Here is a 23,083-nt window from a genome sequence, read left to right as displayed (position 1 = left end):
AAGTGGAGGAGGAATAAATCGGGTTTCCAGCGTAAAACTCTCCTGCGAGCAGGAGAGTTTTGGTAAATAAAAATGTTATTTCGCCGCGAACTGCGCATAGTTCTCAGGCGTGATGGTTTGATACGGAATCCAGTTGAACTCCTGCACTTTCTGCTTCTCCAGCAGCGCTTTAGTCACCTGCACCGCGCCGGTCGCCTGCCCTTTCGCGTCCTGGAAAATGGTCAGCGTCATTTTGCCGTTCTTCACGAACTGCTGACCATCCGGCGTGCCGTCGATGCCGGCGACCAAAATCTTCTCATTTTTCGCCTGGTTGAGCGCCATGATGGCACCAATCGCCATTTCATCATTATTCGCCGCGATAGCGTCAATCGGGCGCTGATTCAGCAGCCAGCTCGATACCACATCCACCGCTTCGTTGCGCTGCCATTTGGCGCTCTGCTTTTCAATCACCTTCATATCTTTGTATTTGGCAATCACGGCTTCCACCGCGCGGGTGCGTTCACGCGCTTCTTCATTCGACAACGCGCCCATCAAAATCGCCACGTTGCCTTTGTAATTCATCTTCTTCGCCAGCGCTTCCATCTGCATTTCTCCGCCCAACGCCGAGTCTGAACCAACATACGCCATGTCGCTTGGCAGTTTCACTTCTGGCTTACGATTGACGAAGATCAGCGGAATGCCGGCATTTTTCGCCGCGGTAATCATTGGCAATACGCCTTGAGTGTCCACCGGATTGAGGATGATGGCATCGACACCCTGATTAACAAAATCATCCACCTGCTGCACTTGCAGCGCGACATCGCCTTTGGCATCCACAAACTGGCTATTGAGCTGGTTAGCTTTCAGCTCTGCCTGCATCTGGGTGCGCAGAATCGAGACGAAGTTGAGATCGAAGTTAGCCAGCGCGACGCCGACGGTGAAGGTTTTAGCGCTCACGCTCAGGCTGAGCAGCAGCGCGCAGAGGCACAGCATCACATTTCTGATGTTCATGGGTTAGTCCTGTAGGGTTGAGATATTGTTATATATTTCATTGAGTTAATGCCGGATAACAGGCAAATACCCGGCGGTGAAATCGTCAAAGCGTGAAATGATCGCGGAACTGCTGCAGCGCGGCGCCACTTTCGCCGCTGGCCCAGCCTTCCAGCGCCACGGTGCCCTGATAGCCAACATCGTGTAGCGCACGGGCGATGGCGCGATAGTTAATCTCGCCGGTGCCCGGCTGCTGACGCCCCGGCACATCGGCTACCTGAATTTCACCTATCGCCGAACCACAGCGACGAATCAGTTCGATCAAATTGCCTTCGCCAATCTGCGCGTGATACAGGTCGAGGTTCATCTTCAGCGCCGGGCTGTTAACCGCTTCCACCAGCGCCAGCGTGTCGGCCGCCAGCGCAAACGGTGTACCGGGATGATCAACCGGCAAGTTAAGGTTCTCCAGCGTGAAGACGCGTCCGGCGCGCTCGCCCAGCTGCGCCACTTTGCGCAGCGTGTCGGCCGCTTTCAGCCACATCGCGCCGGTCACCACGTCAACCGGTTTGACCGGCAAACCTTTGTCATCCAGTCCGGTACCGTGCAGGTTCAACGCCGGACAGTTGAGCCGCTCGGCCACCGCCAGCGACGCTTCAGCACTTTGCAGCAGTTGCTGAATCTCATCATCATCGGTCAGGTTGCCGCTGAGGTAGCCGGTCATCGAGGTGAAACGCGCGCCGGTCGCCGCCAGCGCATCGATATCTTTGTTGGCCCAGCCCCAGATTTCGACGCCAAAGCCCAGTGCATGAATGCGTTTCACGCGCTCGACAAAAGGCAGATCGAGAAACACCATTTCGGCACATACCGACAGCTGATAACCGGCCATTAGCGACCTCCCAATTTGATGGGTTGCTGCTGCTGCACCGAGTCGATACAGGCCAGCGCGATTACCAGCGCGTTGCGTGCATCTTCACCGGTAGCGCGCGGCGTTTCGCCACTGCGAATGCAGCGGGCAAACTCGGCCATCTCCGCCACATAGGCTTCGCGCAGCAGGTCTGAATCCATGCGGGAGGTTGCAATCGCGATACCATCCTGGTGATAGCGCACGCAGTGATTGGCGTTGATGTGGCCCGCCTGCAGCATGCCTTTGCTACCGAACACTTCGCCGCGCACGTCGTAGCCATACACCGCCTGGAAGTTGGCTTCGGCGGTGGCAATCGCGCCGTTATTAAAGCGAATGGTGACCACCGAGGTGTCGAGCAAGCCTTTGTCTTTGAAATCCGGACGCACCAGCGCATCGGCCAGCGCATAGACTTCCACCGGCTTCGCGCCAGGGTTAAAGTGCAGCAGCGTGTCGAAATCGTGGATCAGCGTTTCAAGGAAGATCGTCCACTGTGGGATGCGCGAAGGATCGTGCAGGCCCGGATCGCGCGTCAGCGACCGGCTCAGCTGCGTGGTGCCATTTTCACCCGCCTTCACCGCCGCGATCGCTGCAGCAAAACCGGAATCAAAGCGGCGGTTAAAACCGACCTGCAACACGACGCCGGCCGCTTTCGCGGCAGCAATTGCACGATCCGCCTCTTCCAGCGTCACCGCCATCGGCTTCTCACAGAACACATGTTTGCCCGCCTCGGCGGCAGCGATCACCCATTCGGCGTGCGTGCGCGCTGGCGCGGCAATCGCCACCGCCTCAATTTCGGGATCCTGCAGCAGCGCATGCAGATCGCTATAGGCTTTAGCGACGCCGAGCTTATTGGTCAGCGCGTCGGCCGCGCCCGGTTGCGGATCGGCCACCGCTGCGAGGATCGCACCCGGCACGCGCCAGGCCAGATTTTCCGCGTGGAAGCTGCCCATGCGACCGGCGCCAATCAGGCCGACGCGTACTGGCTTAAGATGAAATGTCATGACCTATTCCTTATTGTTTTGGATGTGCTCATTCGAGCGCAGGGATGTGCAATCGGTAGTGCAAAGGCGATGCCAACTGCAATCCGCCGCTTTATGTGAGGCATAACACAGATATAGCTCACAATCTGGCAACAAAATTTACATGTCAACTTCACATGTCAATAAAATGTACATTCCATCTTGTTCAGGAGTGTCACATGCGTGCCAGTGAGCGTTTGCCGTTTAAAGATGAAAGCGATCCGATCTTCAGCTTGCCGGACAGCGCGGAGGTGGGCGAATGGGATACGTTGTTGTGGCAGGGCTGGCACAGCTTCGAACGCGGTGAACAGCCCGGCTGGATGCGGCACAGCATTTTGCAGTCGTGGCGGCGATCGCAGCAGCGCGCGATCGATCCCGCCACCTTTGCCTATGTCTCGCCACCCGCTGCGGAACTAGCGGCGATCCTTGAGCACAATGCCGAGTTGATCCTCGCGGCGCGCAGCATCATGGAAAACCTGCTGGCGTATAACCCGGATGGCCACATCAATCTGACCGATGCGCAAGGCGTGACGCTGCACTTCTGCGGCGCGGATCTGACGCCGGTCGGCAGCATCCTGCGCGAAGAAGTGCTCGGCACCAATTGCACCGCGCGCTGCCTGATTGAGCAGCGGCTGGTGTACGTGTTGAGCGGCGAAAACTGGAAGCTGGATCTGCGCAAACGCCATCGCCAATGTGCTGCCGCACCGGTGCGCGATGCCAGCGGCCAGCTGCTTGGCGTGCTCACGCTTACCGCCACGCCTGACAACTTTAATGCGCATACGCTCGGCACGGTGCAGGCGGCAGCGGAAGCGGTTGGTCAGCAGCTGATGCTGCGCCGTTTGCTGGCCGAGCAGCAGTCGATCCTCGAAACCCTGAACGAAGGCGTGATCGTCTGCGATCGTCACGGTCGCATCAAAACGCTGAATCGCTATGCGCGCCAGATCTTTAGCGGCCTCGATCCCAGCGCCGGACCGATCGACGTGCTGCTGCAACCGCAAGGCGGATCGCTGCTCACCATGCCGTTCTGCAATGACCGCGAGCTGCAATTTATGCCGGATGGCGTGCATCCCCTTTCCTGCCTTATTTCGCTGATGCCCGCGCCAGACGGCGGCCGCGTGCTGTCGCTGCGCGAGAATCAACGTATCCGCGCCATTACGCGCCGCGTGATGGGCGTCGGCGCCAGCTACACCTTTGAGATGATTCGCGGGCACGCGCCGCGCGTGCTGCAAGCGATTCAGAAAGCGCGCGCCAGCAGCCGCAGCGACAGCACGGTATTATTAACCGGCGAAAGCGGCACCGGTAAAGAGCTGTTCGCGCAGGCGATTCACAACGCCAGCCCGCGCCAGCAGGAAGCCTTTATCGCGCTGAACTGCGGCGCATTGCCACGTGATTTAGTGCAGAGCGAACTGTTTGGCTATGTCGACGGCGCTTTTACCGGATCGCGACGCGGCGGCTCGGCAGGCAAATTTGAGCTGGCCGATGGCGGCACCTTGTTCCTTGATGAGATTGGCGAGATGCCGCTCGAGGCGCAAACCAGCCTGCTGCGCGTGCTGCAGGAGGGCGAAGTGGTGCGAATCGGCGCGGCCCATCCCATCAAGGTCAACGTGCGCATCATCGCCGCTACCCACTGCAATCTGCTGGATGCGGTGGAAAAAGGCGCATTCCGCCGCGATCTCTACTATCGTCTGAATGTGATTTCGCTGGAGATCCCGCCGCTGCGCGAGCGTCAGGAGGATATTCCCGGCCTGGTGAATACCTTTATTCAGGCGCTCTGCACCCGGCTGAAGCGCATCGCGCCGCAGCTTTCCGCTGAGGCGATGCGCTGTTTACAGGCGTGGCACTGGCCCGGCAACGTGCGTGAGCTGGAGAATCTGGTCGAGCGCATGGTGAATTTGTGTGAAGGGTTGGAGATTGAGCGCCACGATCTGCCGGAAGAGATGGTGCAGCGTAACGCGCCTGTCGCCAGCGAATTGACCTCGCTGCAGGAGAATGAGCGCCAGCATGTGATGCAGGTGGTGCGTGAGCAAAAAGGCAACCTGCGCCAGTCTGCCCAGCTGCTGGGGATTTCACGCACCGCACTGTATAACAAGCTGCATCAGTGGCAGGTGGATGTGGCGGGATTGCGGCGCGGTTAGGTGCGACTTGTTGCCCTCATCCCAGCCCTCTCCCTGTACAGTCCGGGGACATGGTAGACAGGTGTTCGGGGACATGGTGAACACTTTTTAACATCCTTTACCCATGGTGATCGACTTTTTCTTCAGGTCGATCACCCCCACTTTTGTGCTGTACCACCATACCTCGTAGCACCCGTCTTCCTGCATCTCCTTCAGGCCAACGTGCTCTCCCCTGAACGCCTTGCCTGCCTTCAGACTCAGGCCTTTTATAGTCAGCTTCCCACTGATATCTACCTTCCTGACCATCACGCCCTCGTCGTATTCCGCTGACGTTACGCTGGCGCTGTACTGCCGAGCCGATGGCTGATAGCGCGACGCCGGCACCGCCATATCCAGCGCCTCATGCGGGCGTTCAAGGTTATAAACCGTCCGCCAGTGATCGAAGGCGCGCTGCAGCTCACCGTCGTCCGCGAACCACTTCCCCTGCAGCACTTCAGCCTTCAGGCTGCGGTGAAAGCGCTCCAGCTTGCCCTGCGTCTGCGGATGATAAGGCCGGGAGTGCCCCACCCGGATACCCTGTCGCATAAGCCACAGCTCGACGGCCGTCCAGGTCCCGGTAGTGTCGCCCCACGGCGAACCGTTATCCATCGTCATCCGGTCCGGCAGGCCGTAACGTTCAAAGACGCTGACCAGCTGCTTCTGCACCGTCTCACGCCGCTCGTCAGCGCAGTGTACGAGGCACAGCGAGAAGCGGGAGTGATCGTCAAGGAGGGTAAGCGGGTGGCAGCGGCCGCCGCCAAAGGGAAAATGCCCCTTGAAATCCATCTGCCAGAGCTGGTTCGGGGCCGCATGTTCAAACCGGCCCGTGGCCGGGACACCCGGAGCTGAGCCCGGCAGCAGGTCGTGGCGGGCCATCAGGCTGTGGACGGTGCTGAAGGCGGGCATGCGGTGTCCGCGGTCTTCGAGCCAGCGCTTTATCTTGCGCGCGCCCCAGTGCTGATGAAGTTCATGCGCCATACGAAGCAGGTCAGTGATGTCGTCAGACGAGCGGTTGGGAGAGTGATGGGGTATGCAGGGGCGGTCCTGAAGACCGGATTCTCCCTCTTCAGCCCAGCGGCGAAGCCACTTGTAGGCAGTGGCGGAAGAAATGCCGTAGTGACGGCAGAGTGCGCGGATGTTCGCCCCGTCTTGCGAGGCTAACAGAACAAACTCTTTACGTAATGACATGGTATCTCTCGCATCCCAGGACATAAGCGACTCCATAAACGGGTTCTTATGCCTTAGTTGTAAGTGTCTACCATGTCCCCGAACAAGTGTTCACCATGTCCCCGGACTGTACACTCCCACTGGGAGAGGGAGTTAGTCGGTGCACTATTCAATTCCCTCTCCCTGTGGGAGAGGGTTAGGGTGAGGGAAAAAACTACAACGACGCCCCACCACAGATCACCAACTCCTGCCCGGTAATCGCATCGGCGGCAGGCGACAGCACAAACCCTGCCAGCGCCGCCACTTCCTGTGGCTTGATATAGCGCCCCATCGGCGGCAGCTTTGGGGGTGAACTGGCGCGGCCGGGCTGCAGCAGCATGGGCGTCTCCGTCGCCCCCGGCGCAATCACATTCACCGTGATGCCTTTGGGTGCCAGTTCCGCCGCCCAGCTGCGCGCCATGCCCACCATTGCCGCCTTGGTGCTCACGTACTGGCTGCGATTCGCCGCGCCGCGTGACGTGCGGCTGCCAACCAGCAAGATACGATCGCCCTGCGCCATCTGCGGCTGCAAGACATTTGCCATTATCTCCGCCACCTGCACGTGCAAGTACCACAAACGCGCGCTCTGCTCCTCATCCAGCTCACCGAGCGGCGCAGCCGCCATCATGCCTGCGGCATGCACCAGCGCATCCACCTTCGGCAGCGCCAGTAGCGCCTGCTTCAGCAGATTGGCATCCAACAGATCCACGCTGACCGAGGTGAACGCTGGATGATCGTTCTGCACCGACGTGCGGCTAAAACCGGTCACCTGCCAACCTTGTTGCAACAGATGATCGGCGATGGCGGCGCCTATGCCAGAGCTGACGCCAGTTACCAGCGCGTGTCGCTGCCTGCTCATCCTTTCACCCAGCTTTCATCGACGCGCACATATTTAATCGCCTGACGAAAATAGGTGTAAGCCACATGCAGCGCGCCATCGTCACTTTGTTTGATGCTCGGATAGGAGAACTCGCGGTTAAGCTTTTGCTGCGAATTATTGGTCATGCAGTAGCCGTCGCCCTCGTCGAGATTACGCTGCCATGGCCAGCTTTTGCCGCCATCGGCGGAAATCGCCAGCGTCATTGGCGCGCGGGGTGCGCCCCAAAACGCGCTGCGTCCGCTGTGCACCAGCGGCTCTGCCGCCACCGCCACATCGCCGTCATCCTCTTCATCTTCGATTTCGTCATACAGCGATAAGCGGCGCTCGCTGGCATCTCTGGCGCTCATGGCATTAAACACCAGCGCCAGATGGCCGTTGTGCAATGTCGTGACCTGAATCGACGAGTTGTTGTTTGGCAAGTCAGTCGCCAGCGGCGCACTCCAGCTTTCGCCGCCGTCGGTGGAACGACTTTGATAGATGAAATCGGCCCAGCGGCTGCGATACAGCGCCAGTAAGCTGCCATCCTGCAGCAACGTGATGTTCATATGCACGCAGCCCAGGCTGTCTGGCACCGCCACATCGCGCCAGCTTTGGCCTTTATCACTGGAGATTTTCACCGCGCTGATATCATCGTTACCTACCCATTTCACGCCAGGCTGCGTTCGGCAATAAAATACCGGCAGCAGCCAGTTACCGTTTGGCAGCACCACAATCGGCTGGCGAATAAAGGTGCCGGGCTGATCGAGCAAGGTGTCGATTGCCCCCCAGCTGCGGCCAAAATCGCGTGACTGACGATAGCGCACAATCGCTGTGTCCTGATTGCCGGATTTCTGCGCCGTCCACAGCAGCCAAAGCACCTGTTCGGGATCGAGGAACAGCAGCGGATTTTGCTCCGATCGCGTGGGATCGTCAGAGAGTTTTTCCGCCTCGCTCCACTGTGTGCTGCCGCTTTTCAGCCGCGAGCACCACACAGAAATATCGGCGATCCCTTCCTGCGTGCCGCCAAACCACACACACAGCAGGTCGCCATTGGGTAGCGGCAGCAGATTCGCCGCATGGTTCTGCGGGCAGACCGAAGGCAGCATCGCCGTGAGCTGTTGCGCATCCTGCGCGTGCGGATGGAGGTTACCGCTGCGTTCAACGGTAAAGGTTAAATCACTCATTTCAGGCTCCACTGTTTTGCATTGAAGATTTCGGGGCTTTTTTCTCATGGGTTTGGCTTGAAGGGATCAGGCGGTCAATCACCATGATGACCGCAGGCGTGATCAACGCCACGTACATGTTGTTGATACCTAATGGATCGCCTAGCAGATACCACACTGACGTCATGACGCACGCACCAATCAGGCCTGCATTGGCGCCGCGCGTGCTTTTAAAGAACGGCAGATAAAAGGCGATGATTGCCACCACTGAAATCGATAGCCGAATAGCGCGGGTGAAGAAGGAGAGCTTCAATACTTCCGGCACGAACAGCACGAAAATCAGCGGCAGGAAACCGATCAGCAGCGACAGCCAGCGCGTCATGCGGAACTCACGCTCCGGCGTCGGATTGCGATAGGGCACGTAGAAATCTTTTACCACCAGCGAGGCAATCGCCAGCGCTACGGTGCTGACGCTGACAAAGATCGACGCCACGAGTGAGGTGGTGACAATCCCCGCCAGCCAGGGACTCATGTCCTGCAGGAACACCGGCAGCGCGTAGAGACTTTTAATATCGGGATGCAGGTATTTCGCCGCCACGCCAATCAGCGCGATAGCAATGGCAATCGGCATGCAGAAGAAGAACGCCACCCAGGTTGCACGTTTGGCGGACTCGGCACTTTTTGTCGAGGCAATCGCCTGAATCACAAACTGAGTACAGAAGATCGAGCCGATAGTACCAATCATCCAGGCGAAAATAGTGCTGCCGCCAACGTTGCCGTCCCACGTCCAGTAGAAATGCGGCATCTCTTTGATCATTGGGCTGACGCCGCCGGTCATGTGCAGGGCCACGCCGAGAATGATCAGAATACCGATATATTTCAGTCCGCTGTGCAGCAGCGTGACCCAGGCGATGCCTTTCATGCCACCGAACATAAAATAGAACGTACTGACGATCGCGGTGATCACCGCAGCGGTAGTGAGATCGAGGTTGAGCACCGTTGAGATCGCCGCCGCACCGCTAACGTAGTTACCGACGTTAACCAGCAACAGCGCATAGATCATGATCAGCGAGATGATGTTTTTGGTGGAGTTGCCATAACGTTCAGCGATCGCCGCAGAGATGGTGATTTTACCGGTATTGTAGATGCGCTTTACCAGCAGAAAACCAAACAGCGGGAAACCTATGGCGGCACCAATCACCGACCATGAAGCGGCAAAGCCATCCTCGAAGGCCGCCTGAGCCGTACCGATAGTTGATTTGGCGCCGATGTATTCCGACATCAGCATCACGCCCACCACAAATGCCGGCATCACATTGGAGCCAGCCATAAAGTCGCCGCTGTTTTTACTGCGCAGACGCCAGGTGAGCCAGGTGGTGAACAGGATGTACGCAAAGACAATCCCGACAATAATCACCATCCCTTCTGTAGAGAATTGTTTCATTTCAGCCTCATCGATAACGTAGGGTCGTGGAACGCGCTGGGCTTCACGCGTCCCGTTGATGAGGTGGCCGATGTTGTTATTCACCGTGTCTACGCACTTCGCCACCCCACTTATGCTTATGATTCATTTCGCTCAAATAAGAATGAATTTACGCATATTAGAGGCGTTTTATAGGCTAAACAGGGCTTAATTTGTTTGAAGTTGCTCACAAAGCATCAAATATGATTACAAATAATCAAAATCAACGCATTGATTACAGCGCCTTTGAATCGGCACCCGATATCGCTGGTAAAGGCGTGAACAACCCGATTGGTCAGATTTGGAGTGGCGCGATGATGCTGGAGCACCTCGATTACGCCGAAGCGGGCGCAGCGGTGTTGGATGCCATCGAGCTTACGCTGGCGGCGGGCAACAGCCTGACGCGCGAGCTCGACGGCCGCGCGTCAACCGAGGAACTGGGCGCGGCTATCGCTGCTGCGTTGTAACCTCCAGGCGTGCCCTAAAGAATCTGCACTGTTTCCGCATGCCAGCCGTGGGGCAACGGCTGCGGGCGCGTAATCACCACGTTATGCAACTGCAGATTCTCCACGCCGCGCGCAAACACGCCCGGCAAGCCATCCGGATAAGCAGCGACGCCGTATGCTAAGCCCGATGTGCTATCCAGTTTGTACGCATTGTCGAGGCCCATGCCGGTCGGCGATTCGGGATTACACGGCGGGCGCACATCGTAATGTCCCTGATCCGCACCTGCTGCTACCACTTGCCGCAGCTGCACATTCGCCAGCATCACATCACGAATCTGTCCCGGTTGTTCCGCATGCAGGTTAATTGCTCCTTCCATCACACCGCTGACGTTGCTGAATTGCAGTTGCTCAATGCTGCCCGGCGCTATCGCCGGATCGCGCGCGCGCACTGAAACAAACAGCGCATCGGCTTTACCCCAATGGCACGGCGGTGCGTGGCGGCAGGCCAGCGTGATATTGCTGAACAGCAAACGGCGGAACTGGCCGCCATCACGCGACAGCAAGCCAATCGCGCGGTTGGAATCAAAGAGGGTGCAGCCGGAGACGGTGACATCTTCCACGTCATCGAAGGTTTCGGTGCCGATTTTGAACGCGCAGCTATAGGAGCGCAGCAGGCAGTTGCTGATCATGATTTGTCGCGCGGCACGTCGCAGATGCGCGGGTTTTTGGCTGGTTTTGATGCAGATGGCATCATCGGCCGCGCTCAGGTAGCTGTTGCTGACAAACACCGCTTCACAGCTGTCGATATCCAGCGCATCGGTGTTCGGCATGCTCATGCTGTTATTGATGGTGAGATGGTCGACATGTACATGGCGGCAACTCACCAGATGTACCGTCCACATCGGCGCCTGAATGATGGTGAAATCTTGCAGCGTCACCTGCTCGCAATCCTCAAACACCACGATGCGCGGGCGCTGCGCACGCGGCAGGCGATAACCCTGCTCGTCCTTTTCCGCAGCAAACCACGCATCGCCGTTACCGTCGATCACCCCTTTGCCACTGATGCTGATATTGCGCTGCCCGACGGCGTACAGCAGCACATGCTGCGACAGTTCAGCCTGGCTCTGCGCCAGCTGCTGCTGATAATCCTCAACGCGTGAGCTGGCGAGCAACGTGGCGCCCGCTTCGAGATGCAGATTAATGTTGGAACCCAGCGTCAGCGTGCCGAGATGATAGCGGCCAGGCGGCACTGATAAGGTGCCGCCGCCGCGCGTTGCCAGATGATTGAGTGCGCGCTGGAAGCAGTGTGTATCCAGCGTTTCGCCATCGGCGATGGGATAGAAATCAGCCAGTGAAACGTGCATGCGGTTCTCCTGAATAGCGGCGATGCGCTATTGCAGCACGCGCCGCATGACCAAAACCTTTTGCTGGTGGACAAGATGGTTATTTCACCGCGCCTTCGGTGACGCCGCTGATAAATTTGCGCTGGAACACCAGGAACACCGCCACCAGCGGCAGGATGACAATCATCGCGCCCGCCATCAGCACCGGAATATCGATGGTGTTTTTGTTCTGGAAAAACATCATGCCGATCGGCAAGGTGCGCAGCTCATCTTTATTCACCAGAATTAGCGGGATAAGGAACTCGTTCCACGTCCAGATAAACAGCAGCAGCGCCAGCGTGGACAGCGTTGGCCAAATCGCCGGCACCAGCAGGCCCCAGAGAATTTTGCGGCGTGAGGCACCATCCATCACCGCCGCTTCCACCAGCTCGCGCGGCACCTGCTGCAACGCGGTGGCAATCATCAGCGTGGTAAACGGCAGCGACAAGGCAATTTGCGGCAGAATCAGCGCCAGATAGGTGTTGGTGAGGCCCATCCAGCGCAGCTCGTGATAGAGCGGAATAATAAAGGCTTCACTCGGTAGCACCATGCCAAGACCCAGCAGCGCGGCAACCACCGTTTTGCCGGGGATCTTCAGCCAGGCGAAACCGAATCCCGCCAGAATGCCGAGCAGGATGCTGCAGATCACCACCGGAATCACCACCAGCACCGAGTTCATGAAGTAGACGTTGAAATGTCCCTGCTGCCATGCGGTGATGTAGTTTTTAAAATTGAGCGACGAGGGCAAGGTAAACACGCCCTGAAATAGCTCCATCTGGGTTTTGAACGAGGTCATCAGCGCCATTAAAAACGGCAGGATGGTCATCAACGCGACAATCCAGATCAGCGCGCGTGAGACAGTTGGCGTGCCGCGCATCAGTGACGCTCCCGTAGACATAGATGAATTAAGCCGTTGATCATTAACACAATCAGCATACTGAACACCGCCACGGCGGAGGCATAGCCGAAGTAGTGCAGGTCAAAGCCCTGCTTATACATAAAGATGTTGGTCACCATAGTGGACGTGCCCGGCCCGCCTTGCGTCATCACGTAAACCAGATCGAAAGCTTTCAGACTGGCGATTACCGTCAGCAGCAGCGCGATACGCAGTTCCGGACGCAGCGACGGCAGCGTAATGCGCATAAATTTCTGCCGGCGTGATGAACCATCGAGATCGGCCGCTTCCAGCAGCGACGGATCCATGCGTTGCAAGCCCGCCATAAACAGCACCAGACAGAAACCGAAGAAGTACCAGGTGGCGACAAAGCCGACCGCGGGTAGCGCCCAGGTAAAATCGCCCAGCCACGACTTCGCCAGCTGCGGCAAACCCACGGCGCGCAGGAATTGATCGATAGGGCCAAACGCCGGGTTATACAGCCAGCGCCACACCACGCCGAGCACCGCCATCGGCATGATGTACGGCAGGAAGAAGAGAATACGCAGCACGCTGCGCTCTTTGTTATTGCGCGTCTCATACAGGAAGCTGCACAGCAGCAGTCCAACGCCAATCGGAAACAGCGTGTAGAACAGCATCAGCAAGGCATTATTGCCGAGCGCCACCCAGAACACCGGATCCTGGAACATGCGCAGATAGTTACCCATGCCGATGAAAATCGGCCACGAGGTGCCGTCCCATTCGGTGAAGCTGATCCCTAACGAGGCCAACAGCGGCATCAGCAGAAACACCGCATACACCAGCACCGCGGGCAGAAGATAGAGCGCATTGCGCCAGGCAGATTTATTCAGCATAACCGTACTCGCTTGCGGGCCTGTTCGCGGCCCGGCCACTTACGCCGGGCCGTACGTCATCAGTGCTTGAGGGTTTTCAGGTAACGTTGATAGTTGTTATCGAAGTTGATCACCATCTGGTCGGCGGTTTGACGTCCCGCCAGCAGCAGCTGCACATTCTGATTCAGCTCAGCGTTCATGGTTGGCGTGGCCCAGTCGAGATAATGGCCGAGACCATCGTTGTCATTTAGCGTCACCCACACCTGATACGCTTCTGCCAGCAGCGGGTTATCCGCCGGAATCTGCGCATTTTTGCTGGTGCCGGCCGGCAGGAAGCCCACTTTCAGCCAGCGGTTCGCCATCTCATCTGAGACGATGTAGTCGATGAACTTCGCTGCGGCATCCTGCTGCGCTTTGTCTTTGGCGGTGCTGGTGATGGAGAACGCCAGATCGGTGCCACCCACCATCAGCGGATGCTGCACGCCCTCGCCCGCTGGCATCGCAGCGAAGTGCAGATCTTTGTTGTCTTTAAACTGGCCGAGATACCAGGTTCCGCTCACCAGGAACGCTGCCTGACCGTTCTGGAACAGGGTCGCGGCATCGTCGTGCCCAATGCCCTGGAAGCCGGGGAACAGATAGCCTTTGTCGTTCCAGCCCTTCATCATATTGGCGGCTTTCACCAGCTTGTCGTCTTTGAACGTGCCGCCCACGTCGTAAATCAGATCGTCGAGTTTTTTCCGGTCGCTGCTCTCAATCTGCGCTTCCCACAAGGTGCTGAGCAGCTGCTGGCCCATGTTGCCGTCGAGCAGGCCGAGCATCATCGGCGGTGTGCCGGCGGCTTTGAGTTTCTCCATCGCCTGTTCGAGTTCCGGCAAGGTTTTAGGCACCGCAACACCGGCTTTATCCAGCAGCGCTTTGTTGTAGTACAAACCCACCATTTCGCCAAGGCTCGCCACGCCGTAGAGTTTGCCGCTGCCGAAATCTTGTTTATCTGACCAGCGGTTACGTTTCAGGATTGAATCCGGGAAGCGCGTGGTCCAGCCGTAAGTTTTGGCGTAATCATCCAGCGGCCACAGCAGCTTGTCTTTCACCAGCGAGCCCATATCGCCGCCGCCCTGATTCACCTGGGCGATTTGCGGGCCGTCACCGGCGGTCAGCGCCAGCTTAAGCGGAATGCGCGTGTCTTCGAAGGAGTGCACCGAACGCTGAATCACAATGCCCGGATTCTTTTGCTGGAACGCTTTTACCGCTTCATCCACCGCTTCGGTCTGCTGCGGATAGTTGTAAATGTCCCACTCATTCAGGGTAACGGCCTGCGCGGCTGCCATGGTCGCACCGAGCAGAATCCCGGCGGAGACCAGACGCGACACCGTGCGCAGTGAGCTTTGCAAACGGGAAGGACGATTGGTTGAATCACACATCATGCTCGGTTTCTCCAACAGATGACTGGCATCCCTTCATCTCGACACCTGCGATTCCCGGCAGGTTGATTCAGCAGCGACAACGCACATAATTCATACTTACTTTATGCACAAAAGAAAGTCAAACATCACTACTGCGGAATTTTTGCTCTGTGATACAGTGCAAAGAGTAAGAAGAAAAGCCGCCAGAACAGCAGAGGATGCTGCGATTCAGCGCGCAAACCGGACAGCGCCGCACAGTAAAGCCTGAGCATCGGTATAAATCACTCAGCCAAGAGAGACGCATTAACTCACTGATAGAGCATACGAAAATCCTATAGTTATCATCACAGCAATAGATAAGCGAAAGGCAATGTGCTTTCAACCAGCGCTCATACCGGCGTTGCGCGTGAGTTTGTCAGCCGCCCAGTCATGCTTTGTGGTTATAGTTCGCATCAGCTTTGTGCGCCAGCGCAATTATTACATCTTGAAAACTAAGTCGGCTTTCTTTACCGTAAAATCTGTTCATCTCCTGACCACAGAGGCTCCACCATGACGGCTGAAGGTGTTATTCGTCGCGCCAGCGAGGCAGATTTTCCCGCCTTGTCGCGCATCTGCTTAGAGACCGCCAATGCCGGCACCGATGCCAGCGCGCTCTACTCCGATCCCGCGCTGCCCGGCCTGCGCTTTGTCATTCCCTACGCGCGCTTTGCGCCCGAATTTGCTTATGTGCTGGAACAGCACGGCGAGGTAGTCGGCTACGCGGTCGCCGCGCCCGATACGCGCGCCTTCGAAGCAAAGTTGAATACTGATTGGTGGCCACAGCTGCAACAGCTATATCGCGATTACGCGCCGCAGGCGGCGCTCGACAGCAAAGTGCTGGAAGCGATTCATCAGCCCGATGCGGCAGCGGATCAGCTGGTGACGCAGTGGCCTGCGCATCTGCACATCAATCTGTTACCCGCCGCGCAGCAAGGTGGCTGGGGCCGCAAGCTGATTGAACAGCTGCTACACGATCTGCGTGCCGCGGGCGTGCCGGGCGTTTATCTCGGCGTCAGCCTGCAGAACGAGCAGGTGTGCGGCTTTTATCAGCGCCTTGGCTTCACGCCGATTATGCGCAGCAACGCCATTTATATGGGCCAACTTCTCTGATTCGAGGCATCGCATGACCAGCCTGCATCTGCAAAACGTTAAAAAGTCCTACGAAAATGTAAATGTGATTCATGGCATCGATCTCACCATTAACAGCGGCGAATTCGTGGTGTTTGTCGGTCCTTCCGGCTGCGGGAAATCTACGCTGCTGCGCATGATTGCCGGGCTGGAGGAGATCACCGACGGTAAGTTGCTGATTGAAGGCGCCGATATGACCGATCAGCACGCCACCGAGCGCGGCATCGCCATGGTGTTTCAGTCCTATGCGCTCTACCCGAACATGACGGTGCGCGGCAATCTGGCCTATCCGCTGGAAGTAATGAAGCGCCCGAAAGCGGAAATTGAGCAGGCGATCAAACAGACTGCGGCGCGCCTGCATCTGACAGAATTTCTTGACCGCTTACCGCGCGCGCTGTCCGGCGGACAGCGGCAACGTGTGGCGATTGGCCGCGCGATAATCCGCCATCCGCGCATTTTTCTGTTTGATGAGCCGCTGTCGAACCTCGATGCCGAGCTGCGTTTGCAGATGCGCATTGAGATTGCTCGCCTGCACGCTTCGCTGGGCAACACCATGATCTACGTGACGCACGATCAGCTGGAGGCGATGACGCTGGCGGATCGCATTGTGGTGCTGCGTCAGGGCCGCATTGAGCAAGTCGGCGCACCGATGGCGCTGTATCGCGATCCCGACAACCTGTTTGTCGCCGGGTTTATTGGCTCGCCGAAGATGAATTTCCTCACTGCCGAAGTGTCCGCGATCGCGCCGGGCGCGGTGCAACTGCGGGTGCCGGCGCTGGGCATTAATCAGCTTACGTTGCCGATCGCCGCGTCGTGCCGCGAAGGGCAGAAAATCACGCTGGGCGTACGTCCAGAGCATTTCCAGCCAGTGAGCAGCAACGATGATGTCCTGAGTTTTAGCGGCGAGTTGTCGTTTAGCGAGATGCTGGGACACACCAATTATCTCTATCTCGATATCGGCGAAGAGAAGCTGCTGGTGATTGAGGAGCGTAACGTGGCGGAACACGCGATTGGCGAGCGGCTGAGTTATCAGCTGCGTGCTGAGCATTGTTTATTGTTTGATGAGCAGGGTTTGCGACTCAGATAAGGTGTAAAAGCCGCATCTTTTCGTCGCGGCGCGATAAATCGCGCCGCGACGGAATGGGCGGGGATTTAACGCGTGATTCACTATTGCGGTGCGATCTCTTCATCGGCCTGTGCGGCCAACAAATCCAGCAGCTTATTCACCGCAAACCCGGCAGCGCCCTGCGCCCACATGCGGTTGGATTCCGTAAGGAACTGCAGCGGCGTCATGTGCGGCGTCAGCTTCAAACGGTAAGTCTGGAAACTCTGCGTAACGTGGTCGAGCAGAATGCGCGAAGCCATTTGCGGCTCCATCGCCAGATACACCACGTCCGGATCGTAAGCCACCGACAGATTCGCCAGCGACATCCCCAAATGCTGCCCGGCCTCGGCCAGCGCGCTCAGCACCTCCGGCGTTGGACGCGCATCGAGATCGCGCAGCGTATGCGGCACCTCTTCTTTGGTGGTGGCCGCCACGCGCTGCAGAATCGCCTGCGACGACGCCACATCCTCCAGCAGACGCTCAGAACCATCGCCCAGCAGCGACACGCCAATCTCCCCAGCTTTGCCGTGACGACCACGATAAAGCTGGCGATCGAGCAGAATCCCCGCGCCGATGCCTTTGCCGAACGTAGCTATCACCGCCGACTGCGCATGGCCGAGCTGACCAAACACCAGCGCCGCCATCGCCAGCGCGTTGGCATCATTTTCAATAAATACCGGCAGCGAGAAGCGCTCTTCCAGCAGACGGGCAATCGGCACGTTATCCCAGCCCAGCGCGCGTGACAGCACGCAAACGCCATTGCTGGCATCGACCAAACCCGACAGCGCCAGACCAATCGCCCCAACCTTTTTGCCCTCAACGCCACGCAAAAACTTCGCCAGCGCATCGCCGAGCTGTTTGGGCGTCATCGCGCCGGAAGGAATTTGCTGCTCGCCGATGATGTTGCCGCTGAGATCGGTCAGCACCATCAGGTTGCGTTCGGCATTAAGCTGAATCCCCACCACGCTGGCGTGATCCGGATTGAGGCCGAGCAGCGTTTTGGGCCGCCCCATTGAGACGCGACGTAGCCCCAGCTCCTGCACGATGCCGCCGGTCAGCAGACGATTGGTGGCTTGCGACACCGTCGACATGCTCAAGCCGCTGCGCACTTTGAGATCGGATTGACTAATAGGCGCATTTTCGACAATCAGCCGCAGAATGCGCGCGGTTACGTTGGGAGCGCTCATGAGCCTCTTTATCTGAAGTTAAGCGGGAAGTGTCAGGCTGAACTGCGTGGCCAGGCGAAGCGCACCGCTCAGCGCATCGCCCTGCGGCGGCACCAGCAGCGCGGCGATATCCGCCGGTAGCCACGCCTGAATGGGCGCGGCTAATCCGCCCATCAAAGCCAGCTTGCCGTGGCTGCGCGCCAGCAGCGGCTGCACCATCTGCACGATATCCGCGGCGGATTGCTGCACCAGCGCTGTGCCGTGCACATCGCCCTGCTGCGCGGCAGCGAACACCTCAGGCACCACGCGGCCCCAATCAGCGGGTGTCGCCTGTTTCGACCACATCAGCAGCTGTTCCGGGCTGTTTTGATAGCTTGCCATGATGCGCTGCGTTAACGCCGAGGCGGGCACAATCTCTTCGTGCGCCAGCAGCGCCAGCCGCAGCGCGCGTTGGCCGAGAATCGCACCCGAACCGGCATCTGACAGGGCAAAACCCCAGCCGCCGAGCAGCGTGAAGTGCGTGCCATCCCAGGCCGCGCCCTGGCTGCCGGTGCCAATAATAAACACTGCGCCTGGCGCACCGGCGTGCGCACCGGCACAGGCGATTTCGACATCGGTAAACAGATAGCGCGCCTGACAGCGTGGCTGCCAGCTGGCGAGACGGCTTTGCACCGAGGCGACGTTCGCGCCCGCCAAACCGGCGACGATCACCGTGCGGTCGCGCGCTTCAGCGGGTAAATTCGCCTGCGTAAATAGATCGTCAATGACCTGATCAATGGCCACGATGGCGGCATCAAACTGCGACCAGACGTTAGCGGGACCGCCTTTAGCTTCCGCCAGCAGGCGTCCGGCGCTGTCGGTCAGGCGTCCACGACAGTGCGTACCACCGCCATCAATACCCAGCATTAGTGATTGCACGCGCTTCCTCCTGCCAGCCCGAAACGGTATGACGCTTATAGATGTGCGAAAGATAGGGGAAAAAAACTTAAATCGCAATAATAAATAAATAGGCAATCCGTATAGTTAATTAAAATAGATATAAATCATATAAATAACAATTTTTCACCAATTGAGATCAGCCACACGGATTGACATTAGTTTTTCTGTCGTAATAAGTTAACGGTCAGATTATCAGCAGCCTGACAGGTCGGGCGGCTCAAAGGCAACGGGCTTCAGGGGTACAACATGAAAGTGGGCATTATTGGTCTGGGCTTTCGGCTTTCCCATGTGGTGAAAGAGTTCAACAAAGCCGACACAGCGTTTTCCGTGGTGGGTTATGTCGATCCGGCTCCGGCGGGATTACCGAATCTGCACAGCTTTGGCATCGACGCGGGCACCGCGTTTGCTAGCGTGGATGCGCTGCTGCAACACGGCGGCTTTGATCTGCTGCTGGTGGGTTCGCCGAACTTTATGCACCTTGAACACATTCGTCAGGGCTTAGCGGCGGGCTACACGGTGTTCACCGAGAAGCCGGTGGTGATCAACGAAGAGCAGACCATGGCGATGGCGCAGCTGGTGCAGCAATATGGTCACGAGCGCATTCTGGTCGGTTTGGTGTTGCGCTACTCGCCGCTCTATCGCGACCTGCTCACCGCGCGTGATGAAGATCGCCTTGGCGAAATCACCTCAATTGAAGCCACCGAACACATCAAGCCGTATCACGGTGCGTTCTTCCAGCGCGACTGGCGTCGTCTGGAGAAGTACGCCGGCCCGTATATTCTGGAAAAATGCTGCCACGATATCGATCTTTACCAGGGTTTGGTCGGCGAGCGTCCGGTACGTGTTGCCAGCTTTGGCGGACGCAAAAACTTCACCCCGCAGCACGCGCCTAAAGGTGCGGTAACAGCGCAGTCAGAGGTGTATCACGTTAAACCGAGCGGCTGGTCGAGTACCGATGCGGTGTTTGACGGCGATGCCGACATCGTCGATTACCAAACCGCGCTGATTGAGTATGCCGGTGGCGCGACCCTCGCCTTCCACGCCAACCTTAATGTACCGGATGAGTTCCGCCGCTTCTGCGTGATGGGCACCGATGGCATGGCCGAAGGTGACTTCGTGCGTAACTACTTCCGCGTGCACAACGCGCGCACCGGTGCGCGCGAAGTGGATACCGAGTATGACGGCAACGCCTATGACGGCCATTACGGCGCAGATGCGCTGATGGCCGAAGAGATTGTGAAACACATTACACAGGGAACGCCGCTGAAGGTTTCAGTGGTGGACGCATTGGAAGCGGGCCTCACTGCGATCAAAATCGATGAAGCGCGAAAATCGAAAACCGTGGTGGATATGACGGAGAGTTGGAAAAAATTTGACGCCAACCTGGGGAAAGCAGCAACCGCGTAAGACACGCGCAATAAATTGCGCCGCTACAATCCGTAGCGGCGCGATTCATCGCGCGATGTTGAAGTTAGGTAACGGTTTCGTTTTCCAGCTTCTGCCGCTTACGCAGATGCGGGAAAATCGTCATCCACACGCCCACCACGATCAGCGTGCCGATGCCGCCAATCGCCGCCGCGGGCACTGCGCCCATCCATGCCGCCAGTAAACCTGACTCAAACTCGCCGAGCTGATTCGAGGTATTAATGAAGATGGCGTTGACCGCATTCACGCGGCCACGCATGTCATCCGGCGTATCGAGTTGCACCAGCGCGCCGCGAATCACCATACTGACCATATCGAAGCCGCCCAATGCCGCCAGCGCGATCACCGACAGCCACAGCTGCGTGGAGAGCGCGAACACCAGCGTCGCCACGCCAAAACCGGCCACCGAGCCGAACATGATCATGCCGACGTTCTTTTCCAGCTTGTGACGACTCAGCCACACGCCAACCAGCAGCGCACCGACCGACGGCGCGCCGCGCAGGATGCCCAAGCCCCACGGCCCGGTATGCAGGATATCTTGCGCGAAGATCGGCAGCAGCGCGGTGGCGCCGCCCAGCAGCACGGCAAACAGATCGAGTGAAATCACGCCGAGCACATCTTTGCGATCGCGGATAAAGCGCACGCCGGCAAACAGGTTCGGCAGATTCATCGGCAAGCGCGCCTGCGGCGGCCGCTCATAGCGCAGTCGGCTCACCAGCACGATGGAGAACAGATAGAACAGCGCCGAGACGCCATACACCACTTCCGGACCGGCGACATAAAGGAAGCCACCGAGCGTTGGGCCGATAATCACCGCCGCCTGTCCGCCCACCGAACTGGCGGCCATGGCGCGCGCCAGAATCGGCGGCGGCACCAGCGCCGGCAGCATCGAGGTAATCGCTGGCCACTCAAGCGCCTTGGCGACGGAGATCAGAAACACCAATCCCCAAATCTCGATCTTGCCCGCCCAGTTCATCAGCGTGAGCGCAACCAGCCCCAGCAGCGCCAGCCACTCAATAAATTGTCCGAGCAATACGATACGACGACGGTCAAGCTGATCGGCCAGATGCCCGGCGGGCAGCGCCAGCAGTACAGAAGGCAGAAACTGCATCAGACCGATCATGCCGAGCGCCATCGCGCTGTGGGTCAGCGCGTAGATTTGCCAGCTGACCGCGACCGAAAACATTTGAAAACCAAACGATGAACAGGTGCGCGCCAGCCAAAAGGCGACAAACGACCTGTGCCGCAGCAATGAATCCTCTGCTGCGGAGACTGGAGAACCCATAGTTTTATCCCATCCTAAACAATTACATCGGTTAGCGTCGTTGCACTAACCTGGTGAAAAGCCACGTTGCGGCTTCCGCTTTATTTTTTCAGGCCACAGAGTGCGGCATCTTACTGAGCCAGGCAATGGCTAGCCGTGCTGTTTAAAAACAGAAGCTTATCCAAAAATTAGCTAAGCATGGAGCTCTTAATATTAGCAGGCTGATGGTTATGAGATGAAAATATCCAAAAGTTTCCCAATATGGCAATAGTCGATTAATTCATCCTGCTCAGCGCCTAATATCTCTCTATCAGTGACAGTTAAAAAAAAGGTGATTTTGATAAACAAAACGATCTATATTGACTGTGTTTAGATTTCATTATCCCGCCGTCCTTATAATAATTAAGACGCTCCAGTTAATTAATTTATTCACAGAGATAAATGGAAAACAGTTCTTATAATCCTTATGTTACTGAGCGCATCCATCGCTTCGACGGGGCGCTAGCTGGCGTGTGTTATTCAGCCCCCTTTATGCATTGCGAACAGGAAAACACAGCAATACTTAATGGACGCAACATAATTTCGCTGCATAATCAGTTGCCGGATACACCCGAATTAATAATCATCCCGTTAACGGGAAATAACCTTATGCGTTTTTTACAGGATCCGGAAATTTATTCCAGCCTGCAGGATGAGAATGTACAGCTGGCAATCAATTATGCCGATTTAGTTCAGCAAGATAGTGCTTTACGTAGGGCCGCAGAGCGTTTCTCATTTTGGCTCTATGATTTGGCACCGCCCGGCACCTGCTGGAAGAATATCGCTGCGTTTCCATTTAGCGGTATTGCGCTGACCGACGAGTTTTTTCACGATAATTATCTCAAGTTCAGCTTTCCTTTTCTGCTGGAATCCTGTCGTGAAAGAGAAGTGGAAGTAATATTACGCACGCCACAGTTAACGTTGCCCGCTGAGCACTATGCGCAACTTAATTTGAGCGGCTGGCAGGAACAACGCACCAGCAGCACGCTGTTTGAAGGGTAAACGTTTACACAATGTGTTGCTCTTAGGTGTTGTGGCCCGATCTAACCGGACATAACACCTTTATTCCCTCATAAAATGTCGCAGTACTTCCCTTCAACGAGTGCAAAGCACTAAAAATATCAAACCCTTTAACGTTTTTAAGATAAAATTTAACGCAAAGGGAACATCTCGCCGCACGGAAAGCGTCGCTCGAACCGTTTCGTTATTTCGTACTCTATGTCGGGAAGCAACCCAACGCGTTGTTTCCTTTTTAGTTTTTAATGGCAAAGAAAGAGGTCAATA

18 protein-coding genes and 2 pseudogenes are annotated in these 23,083 nt (G+C 57.2%); 6 read left to right on the top strand and 14 right to left on the bottom strand.

All coding sequences use genetic code 11. The annotated features are described in order from the left end of the window. Nucleotides 1-75: 75 nt before the first annotated feature. The 3 genes from AAF463_RS02045 to AAF463_RS02035 all read right to left on the bottom strand — a co-directional run bounded on the left by AAF463_RS02045 (nucleotide 76) and on the right by AAF463_RS02035 (nucleotide 2,874). Nucleotides 76-990, bottom strand: coding sequence for a substrate-binding domain-containing protein (locus AAF463_RS02045; RefSeq protein WP_137385009.1), 915 nt, complete (start codon nucleotides 988-990; stop codon nucleotides 76-78). Nucleotides 991-1,075: 85 nt separating this feature from the next. After that, nucleotides 1,076-1,855, bottom strand: a complete 780-nt coding sequence (locus tag AAF463_RS02040) for a TIM barrel protein (protein ID WP_110868111.1) — start codon at nucleotides 1,853-1,855, stop codon at nucleotides 1,076-1,078. Further along, nucleotides 1,855-2,874 carry a Gfo/Idh/MocA family oxidoreductase gene (locus AAF463_RS02035; protein WP_350261443.1) on the bottom strand — a complete coding sequence of 340 codons (1,020 nt, stop codon included), beginning with the start codon at nucleotides 2,872-2,874 and terminating at the stop codon, nucleotides 1,855-1,857. The genes AAF463_RS02040 and AAF463_RS02035 overlap by 1 nt, the downstream gene beginning before the upstream one ends. Nucleotides 2,875-3,071: 197 nt before the next feature. On the opposite strand from AAF463_RS02035, the gene AAF463_RS02030 reads away from it, so the two are divergent. Further along, nucleotides 3,072-5,027: a sigma 54-interacting transcriptional regulator gene (locus AAF463_RS02030; RefSeq protein WP_101762336.1), complete on the top strand. Its 1,956-nt coding sequence runs from the start codon at nucleotides 3,072-3,074 to the stop codon at nucleotides 5,025-5,027. Between the two features lie 16 nt (nucleotides 5,028-5,043). Here AAF463_RS02030 and AAF463_RS02025 read toward each other — a convergent pair. The 4 genes and pseudogenes from AAF463_RS02025 to AAF463_RS02010 all read right to left on the bottom strand — a co-directional run bounded on the left by AAF463_RS02025 (nucleotide 5,044) and on the right by AAF463_RS02010 (nucleotide 9,717). Next, nucleotides 5,044-6,269, bottom strand: a pseudogene (locus AAF463_RS02025) (IS481 family transposase). A gap of 157 nt (nucleotides 6,270-6,426) precedes the next feature. Beyond that, nucleotides 6,427-7,110, bottom strand: a complete 684-nt coding sequence (locus tag AAF463_RS02020) for an SDR family oxidoreductase (RefSeq protein WP_192412616.1) — start codon at nucleotides 7,108-7,110, stop codon at nucleotides 6,427-6,429. Next, nucleotides 7,107-8,294, bottom strand: coding sequence for an exo-alpha-sialidase (locus tag AAF463_RS02015; protein ID WP_350261442.1), 1,188 nt, complete (start codon nucleotides 8,292-8,294; stop codon nucleotides 7,107-7,109). Before AAF463_RS02015 ends, AAF463_RS02020 begins: the two co-directional genes overlap by 4 nt. Nucleotide 8,295: 1 nt before the next feature. Continuing rightward, nucleotides 8,296-9,717, bottom strand: a complete 1,422-nt coding sequence (locus AAF463_RS02010) for a sodium:solute symporter family protein (protein WP_350261441.1) — start codon at nucleotides 9,715-9,717, stop codon at nucleotides 8,296-8,298. Nucleotides 9,718-9,986: 269 nt separating this feature from the next. On the opposite strand from AAF463_RS02010, the pseudogene AAF463_RS02005 reads away from it, so the two are divergent. Beyond that, nucleotides 9,987-10,202, top strand: a pseudogene (locus AAF463_RS02005) (isocitrate/isopropylmalate family dehydrogenase); the annotation flags it as partial. 14 nt (nucleotides 10,203-10,216) lie between these two features. Here the strand turns inward: AAF463_RS02005 and AAF463_RS02000 are convergent. From AAF463_RS02000 to AAF463_RS01985, 4 genes are all read right to left on the bottom strand, one after another. Further along, nucleotides 10,217-11,545, bottom strand: a complete 1,329-nt coding sequence (locus AAF463_RS02000) for a glycoside hydrolase family 28 protein (protein ID WP_277974418.1) — start codon at nucleotides 11,543-11,545, stop codon at nucleotides 10,217-10,219. A gap of 79 nt (nucleotides 11,546-11,624) precedes the next feature. Then, complete coding sequence (locus tag AAF463_RS01995; protein ID WP_101762341.1) at nucleotides 11,625-12,440, bottom strand: carbohydrate ABC transporter permease; 816 nt, start codon at nucleotides 12,438-12,440, stop codon at nucleotides 11,625-11,627. Beyond that, nucleotides 12,440-13,312 (bottom strand): sugar ABC transporter permease, encoded by an 873-nt coding sequence (locus AAF463_RS01990; protein WP_101762375.1) that lies wholly within the window; start codon nucleotides 13,310-13,312, stop codon nucleotides 12,440-12,442. Before AAF463_RS01990 ends, AAF463_RS01995 begins: the two co-directional genes overlap by 1 nt. A gap of 59 nt (nucleotides 13,313-13,371) precedes the next feature. Continuing rightward, on the bottom strand, nucleotides 13,372-14,715 hold the full coding sequence (locus tag AAF463_RS01985) for an extracellular solute-binding protein (protein WP_217550004.1): 1,344 nt from the start codon (nucleotides 14,713-14,715) through the stop codon (nucleotides 13,372-13,374). 528 nt (nucleotides 14,716-15,243) lie between these two features. Here AAF463_RS01985 and AAF463_RS01980 point away from each other — a divergent pair. Together AAF463_RS01980 and ugpC are read left to right on the top strand one after the other, a co-directional pair. Next, a complete protein-coding gene (locus tag AAF463_RS01980; RefSeq protein WP_271461100.1) occupies nucleotides 15,244-15,843 on the top strand; it encodes a GNAT family N-acetyltransferase in 600 nt (199 codons plus the stop codon). Nucleotides 15,844-15,856: 13 nt separating this feature from the next. Next, nucleotides 15,857-16,948 carry a sn-glycerol-3-phosphate ABC transporter ATP-binding protein UgpC gene (gene ugpC, locus AAF463_RS01975; protein WP_192412626.1) on the top strand — a complete coding sequence of 364 codons (1,092 nt, stop codon included), beginning with the start codon at nucleotides 15,857-15,859 and terminating at the stop codon, nucleotides 16,946-16,948. Nucleotides 16,949-17,028: 80 nt separating this feature from the next. Here the strand turns inward: ugpC and AAF463_RS01970 are convergent, their stop codons facing one another. Together AAF463_RS01970 and AAF463_RS01965 are read right to left on the bottom strand one after the other, a co-directional pair. Then, the gene (locus AAF463_RS01970; RefSeq protein WP_210082029.1) at nucleotides 17,029-18,153 is read right to left on the bottom strand and encodes an ROK family transcriptional regulator; all 1,125 of its coding nucleotides are present in this window, start codon (nucleotides 18,151-18,153) and stop codon (nucleotides 17,029-17,031) included. 18 nt (nucleotides 18,154-18,171) lie between these two features. Next, entirely contained in the window at nucleotides 18,172-19,050 is an 879-nt protein-coding gene (locus AAF463_RS01965) for a BadF/BadG/BcrA/BcrD ATPase family protein (RefSeq protein ID WP_350261440.1), read from the bottom strand. A 267-nt stretch (nucleotides 19,051-19,317) separates the two neighbouring features. On the opposite strand from AAF463_RS01965, the gene AAF463_RS01960 reads away from it, so the two are divergent. Next, nucleotides 19,318-20,478, top strand: a complete 1,161-nt coding sequence (locus tag AAF463_RS01960) for a Gfo/Idh/MocA family oxidoreductase (RefSeq protein ID WP_137384998.1) — start codon at nucleotides 19,318-19,320, stop codon at nucleotides 20,476-20,478. Nucleotides 20,479-20,542: 64 nt separating this feature from the next. Here the strand turns inward: AAF463_RS01960 and AAF463_RS01955 are convergent, their stop codons facing one another. Then, a complete protein-coding gene (locus tag AAF463_RS01955; RefSeq protein WP_101762348.1) occupies nucleotides 20,543-21,781 on the bottom strand; it encodes an MFS transporter in 1,239 nt (412 codons plus the stop codon). A gap of 420 nt (nucleotides 21,782-22,201) precedes the next feature. Here AAF463_RS01955 and AAF463_RS01950 point away from each other — a divergent pair, with 420 nt between their 5' ends. Beyond that, nucleotides 22,202-22,801 (top strand): hypothetical protein, encoded by a 600-nt coding sequence (locus AAF463_RS01950; protein WP_217550016.1) that lies wholly within the window; start codon nucleotides 22,202-22,204, stop codon nucleotides 22,799-22,801. Nucleotides 22,802-23,083 lie beyond the last annotated feature (282 nt).

Origin of the sequence: Pantoea sp. BJ2 (assembly GCF_040255075.1) — a bacterium.
GTDB classification, from domain to species: Bacteria; Pseudomonadota; Gammaproteobacteria; order Enterobacterales; family Enterobacteriaceae; genus Pantoea; species Pantoea leporis.
This window is presented reverse-complemented; position numbering and strand designations above follow the sequence as displayed.